The organism is Pseudomonas sp. B2021, from assembly GCF_018135665.1.
GTDB classification, from domain to species: domain Bacteria; phylum Pseudomonadota; class Gammaproteobacteria; order Pseudomonadales; family Pseudomonadaceae; genus Aquipseudomonas; species Aquipseudomonas lactis.
Map to the genome: position 1 here is coordinate 1 of NZ_SMOF01000009.1, position 4,955 is coordinate 4,955.

General features: G+C 62.8%; 5 protein-coding genes. 4 read left to right on the forward strand and 1 reads right to left on the reverse strand.

The features are described 5' to 3' along the window. Positions 1 to 124: 124 nt before the first annotated feature. The gene (locus E1K68_RS27325; protein WP_003192433.1) at positions 125 to 1,201 is read right to left on the reverse strand and encodes an aldo/keto reductase; all 1,077 of its coding nucleotides are present in this window, start codon (positions 1,199 to 1,201) and stop codon (positions 125 to 127) included. Positions 1,202 to 1,417: 216 nt separating this feature from the next. Between E1K68_RS27325 and E1K68_RS27330 the strand changes: the two genes are divergently transcribed. From E1K68_RS27330 to E1K68_RS27345, 4 genes are all read left to right on the forward strand, one after another. After that, entirely contained in the window at positions 1,418 to 2,050 is a 633-nt protein-coding gene (locus E1K68_RS27330; protein ID WP_003192432.1) for a glutathione S-transferase, read from the forward strand. A 16-nt stretch (positions 2,051 to 2,066) separates the two neighbouring features. After that, positions 2,067 to 2,987, forward strand: a complete 921-nt coding sequence (locus tag E1K68_RS27335; RefSeq protein ID WP_057711167.1) for a LysR family transcriptional regulator — start codon at positions 2,067 to 2,069, stop codon at positions 2,985 to 2,987. Then, the gene (locus E1K68_RS27340; RefSeq protein ID WP_212614946.1) at positions 2,987 to 3,871 is read left to right on the forward strand and encodes a LysR family transcriptional regulator; all 885 of its coding nucleotides are present in this window, start codon (positions 2,987 to 2,989) and stop codon (positions 3,869 to 3,871) included. Before E1K68_RS27335 ends, E1K68_RS27340 begins: the two co-directional genes overlap by 1 nt. Before the next feature lie 80 nt (positions 3,872 to 3,951). Further along, positions 3,952 to 4,884 carry a pyridoxamine 5'-phosphate oxidase family protein gene (locus tag E1K68_RS27345; RefSeq protein WP_212614947.1) on the forward strand — a complete coding sequence of 311 codons (933 nt, stop codon included), beginning with the start codon at positions 3,952 to 3,954 and terminating at the stop codon, positions 4,882 to 4,884. Positions 4,885 to 4,955: the final 71 nt, after the last annotated feature.

A 4,955-nucleotide genomic window follows, 5' to 3' on the forward strand; every position in this document is an offset into this window, starting at 1 on the left:
TGTAGGAGCGAGCTTGCTCGCGAAAAACGTCAACGATAACGCGTGCTTCCTGAATAAACGCGGTGCCTGTGGTTTTTTCGCGAGCAAGCTCGCTCCTACAGAAAAGCCTGCTCCAAGGGGGGGGTTATTTGTCCTGGCGGGCATCCAGGGTTTTTTGATGCTCGGCCAGGAACGGTTGCTCTGCGGGGTCAAAACGATCAATCCCGGCGGTGAAGCGGTGCCAGTAGGGGTACAACGGCTGACGGCGAGTGACAGCTTCGATGCGCGCCGACTGCGCTTCGGTGAGTTTCAGTTCAGTGGCCGCCAGGTTGTCGCGCAGGTGTGCTTCGGTACGGGCGCCGACAATCAGCGAGGTGATCCCGGGGCGATCCTTGAGCCAGGCCAGGCAGGTGCGGGCGACCGAGACGCCGTGCTCATCACCGACGGCGGCGAGGGTCTCGATAATGTCCAGCGCACGTTCCTGATCGTGGACATAGGGTTCCGGCCAACCGCTGCCCTGGCGGGTATTGGCCGGCGGCTTGTGCCCGCGTCGGGTCGTGCCGGTCAGCAGGCCTTCGCCCATCGGCCCCCACACCAGCGTGCCGATCTGCTGGTCCAGGGCCAACGGCAGCAACTCGTACTCGGCCTCTCGGGATTCCGGGGTGTAGTAGATCTGTTGGGTAATTGGCTTGAGCATGCCGTGCAGTTCAGCCTTGCCCAGGGTTTTCATCATTTGCCAGGCGGTGAAGTTGCTGGTGCCGAAGTAGCGGATCTTGCCCGAACCCACCAACAGGCGCAGGGCTTCCAGGGTCTCTTCGATCGGCGTCATACCGTCCCAGTTGTGCAGTTGGTACAAGTCGATGTGGTCGGTGCCCAGGCGCTTGAGGCTGGCTTCGCACGCGCGGATCAAGTGGTAGCGCGATGAGCCGGAGTTGTTGGGGTTGTCGTCCACCGGGCTGCGGCCCTTGGTGGCCAGCAGAATGTCGTTGCGCTTGCCGCCCAGCGCCTTGCCCACCACTTCTTCGGCCAGGCCGTGGGAATAGAGATCGGCGGTGTCGACCATGTTCACCCCGGCGTCGAACGCCATATCGAACATGCGCTTGGCCAGGGGCACGTCCACCGCACCGCATTTTTCAAATTCTGCGCGACCGCCAAAGGGCACGGTGCCCAGGATGATTTCCGATACCAGCAGGCCGGAATGACCCAGTTGTCGGTACTGCATGTTGCCTCCTACTTAACGTTGCACGTGAAGGTGTGAACGATGGGGAGGGCGATAGTTTGAATTTTTTTATGAAACGCTCGCGCCCGGCTTGGCTGCCACGCCAACGATGTATTGTTTCGCTGGATGAAATGCTGGATTGTGAATCCTGGTCATTCCGCCAGACAGGGCAGCGGTAGAGCATCCCTGGCGTCGATACCCACTCATTTGGAGCCTGTCATGACCCAGCCTGCGATCAAACTCTATGGTTTCCCCCTGTCCGGCCACTCCCATCGGGTTGAGCTGATGTTGTCCCTGCTGGGGCTGGCGAGTGAATTTGTCCTGGTGGACCTCAAGCAAGGTGCGCATAAAACGCCTGAGTTTCTCACCACCCTGAACAGCTTCGGCCAGGTGCCAGTGATTGATGACGGCGGCACGGTCTTGGCCGACTCCAATGCCATCCTGCTTTACCTCGCCAGCACTTATGGCAACGGCCAATGGCTGCCCAGTGACCTTGTCGGGCAAGCGCGGGTGCAGCGTTGGCTTTCGGCCGCCGCCGGCCCACTCCATGCCGGGCCTGCCACGGCGCGCTTGGCCACGGTGTTTGGGGCCGAGGTGGACACTGTCAGCGCAATCAACCGTGCCCATGCCTTGCTGCGCGTGATGGAGCAGCAACTGAGCCAGAGCCGTTTCCTCGCCAGTGAGCAGCCCAGCATTGCCGATATCGCCTTCTACACCTACGTGGCCCACGCGCCGGAAGGCAATGTGTCCCTGGCCGACTACCCTAAGGTACGCGCCTGGCTGGCCAGCATCGAAGCACTGCCGGGTTTCGTTGGCATGCCGCGTACGGCGGTGGGGCTGCAATCGCAATAACAACCGAGGGGCGCCGATGGACCGATTTCATGAAATGCAGGTGTTCCTGGCCGTGGCCGAGGAGGAGGGCTTCGCGGCTGCCGCGCGCCGTCTGAACACGTCGCCGCCCAGCGTGACCCGGGCGATTGCCGCCATGGAACAACGCATCGGCACCCAGTTGCTGGCGCGCACCACGCGCAGCCTGCACTTGACCGAAGCCGGCCAGCGTTACCTGGACGATTGCCGACGCATCCTTGCCGAGCTGGACGAAGCCGAGGAAGCGGCGGCGGGCAGTTACTCCATCCCGGGCGGCCAGTTGACGGTGACCGCACCGGTACTGTTTGGCGAGCTGTATGTGGCGCCGGTAATGGGGGAATACCTGGACCGTTTTCCCTTGGTGAGTATCAACGCCTTACTGGTCGACAGAGTGGTCAATATGACCGACGAAGGTGTGGATGTAGCGGTGCGTATCGGCCACCTGCAGCCATCCTTGCAGCAAGCGATCAAGGTCGGCGAAGTACGCCGGGTGGTGTGCGCATCGCCGGCTTATCTTGACCAACACGGGCGGCCCCAGCGGCCCGAGCAGTTGCGTGAGGCCAAGCTCGTCACCTCATCGTCCAGCCAACGGGTCAGTGAGTGGACATTCATTGACGCCGGCCAGCCGCTGAAGGTACCGATTGAGCCGCGCCTGGTGGTCACCGCCAACAATGCCGCGATTAACCTGGCCCGTCTGGGCTGGGGCATGACGCGGGTGCTGTCTTATCAAGTCGCGGCAGCGGTCGCGGCGGGTGAGCTGGAGCTGGTGCTGGAGGATTTCGAACCGGCGCCGCTGCCGATCCACGTGGTGTTCCAGCAGAACGGCCGCGTACCGGCCAAGGTCAATACGTTTGTGGATTTCCTCAGCCATCGCCTCGGGCAGGACCCGGCCCTGAACGCGGCGACGAAGCAGCGCGCCTGATGGAGCGTTTTCGCGATATGCAGCTGTTTGCCGCGCTGGCCGGGCAACCCAGCCTGGCGTCGGCGGCACGCCATGCGCAGGTCTCCGGCCCGACCCTGGTACGTGCGGTTGCGCGCCTGGAGGCACGCCTACGTGTGGTGTTGCTGCATCGCAGCACCCGCGGCGTCAGCCTGAGCGACGCAGGCCAGGCTTACCTTGCCGACTGCGTGCGCCTGCTGGCCGCGGTGGACGCGGCCGAGGCTTCGGCCAACGGTTTGCATGTGCAGGCCCAGGGCGACCTGCGGATATTCCTGCCGCTGCTGTTCAGCCGCTATGTCATGGCGCCGCTGTTGGCCGGCTATGCGGATCGCTACCCGGCGGTGCGTGTCATCGCGCATTACCACGACTATTACCCTAACCTGCATGTAGAGGGGCTGGACGTGGCGGTGCTGGTCGGCGAATTGCCCAGCTCGTCACTCATTGCAAGGCAAGTCGGGCAGGTGGGCACTGTCCTTTGCGCCAGCCCCGCTTACCTGGCGACCTGGGGCGAACCCCGGCATCCGGCTGAACTCAAGCAGCACCATCTGATTGCCAGCACCGACCCGGTGCACTGGGATTTCCCGCATTTCACCCTCAAGGCTCGCGCCCGGCTGAGTTGCGCCACTGTCCAAGGGGCGATCAATGCGGCGGTGCAGGGGGCGGGCGTGATTCGAGCCTTGAGTTACCCGCTGCACGAACACCTGGTGAGCGGCCAGTTGCAGCGCCTGTTGCCTACCTTCGAGTTGCCGCCGCAGCCGGTGCATGTGGTCTACCGCGAAGGCCGCCATGCGTCGATGCGCGTGCGCAGCTTTGTCGACTACTGCGTCACGGCGTTGCGTGAGCATCCGGCGTTTCAGCTGGCGTAATAGTGGATTGCCCTGGGTGGGCATTCTCTCTATTACGGCATGGGCGCAGCATCTTCAGTCTCTAACCGGAGGTGAGCGCCATGCACTCGATTGAACCAACCCCTTGGCATGTCGGCGAACGACACATGCAGGACAGTGCCGGCGTTTCTGAACGCATGGCCATGATCGGGCCCAAAGTCATTCGTGATCATTTGCCTGAGCAGCACCGCGATTTTTACCCGCTACTGCCGTATGTGATCGCGGGTGTGGTGGACGAACAGGGCATCCCCTGGGCGACGATGCTGGAGGGCGCACCAGGCTTCGCGCACTCACCAGATCCGCACACGCTGCAGATCGACAGCCTGCCTTCCAAAACTGATCCCGCCTGGGCTGGAATAACGGATGGCTCGGCCATTGGCCTGCTGGGCATCGACCTCAACACCCGCCGCCGCAACCGCATGAATGGCCGCATTGGAACGCTTGAGCATGAGGGCTTCGCGGTCGAGGTGGTACACACCTTCGGCAACTGCCCCAAGTACATCCAACTGCGCCCCGTCGCCGGCATTGCGCGAAAACCCGGCAACCTGGCAGAGCGCAGCAACCGCCTGGACGACGCGGCTCAAGCACTGATCCGCCACGCCGACACCTTCTTCGTCGCCAGCTACGTCGACCTGCACGGCGAACGCTCGGTGGACGTCTCCCACCGAGGCGGCAATACGGGATTTGTGCGGGTGCAAGGCAACGTACTGACCATCCCGGATTTTGCCGGCAACCTGTTCTTCAACACCCTCGGCAACCTGCACGCCAACCCGGTGGCGGGGTTGTTGTTTGTGGATTTTGAGACCGGCGACGTGCTGCAAGTGGCCGGGCGTACTTCGTTGATCCTGGGTGGGCCGCAAGTGGCTGAGTTCGAAGGCGCGCAGCGCTTGTGGACGGTGACGGTAGAACATGTGGTCCGCCGCCCGGCAGCATTGGCCTTGCGTTGGCAATTCGCGGAATTTTCGCCACACAGCCTGGCGATGGGCACCTGGTAGCCAGGCACGATAATGCCCTGTAGGAGCGAGCTTGCTCGCGAAAAACGTCAACGATAACGCGTGCTTCCTGA

Excerpts from the sequence above, each read along its gene's own strand:
- E1K68_RS27330 (WP_003192432.1), top strand. The coding sequence starts at position 1,418 with ATGACCCAGCCTGCGATCAAACTCTATGGTTTCCCCCTGTCCGGCCAC.
- E1K68_RS27345 (WP_212614947.1), top strand. The coding sequence starts at position 3,952 with ATGCACTCGATTGAACCAACCCCTTGGCATGTCGGCGAACGACACATG.
- E1K68_RS27325 (WP_003192433.1), bottom strand. The coding sequence starts at position 1,201 with ATGCAGTACCGACAACTGGGTCATTCCGGCCTGCTGGTATCGGAAATC.
- E1K68_RS27335 (WP_057711167.1), top strand. The coding sequence starts at position 2,067 with ATGGACCGATTTCATGAAATGCAGGTGTTCCTGGCCGTGGCCGAGGAG.
- E1K68_RS27340 (WP_212614946.1), top strand. The coding sequence starts at position 2,987 with ATGGAGCGTTTTCGCGATATGCAGCTGTTTGCCGCGCTGGCCGGGCAA.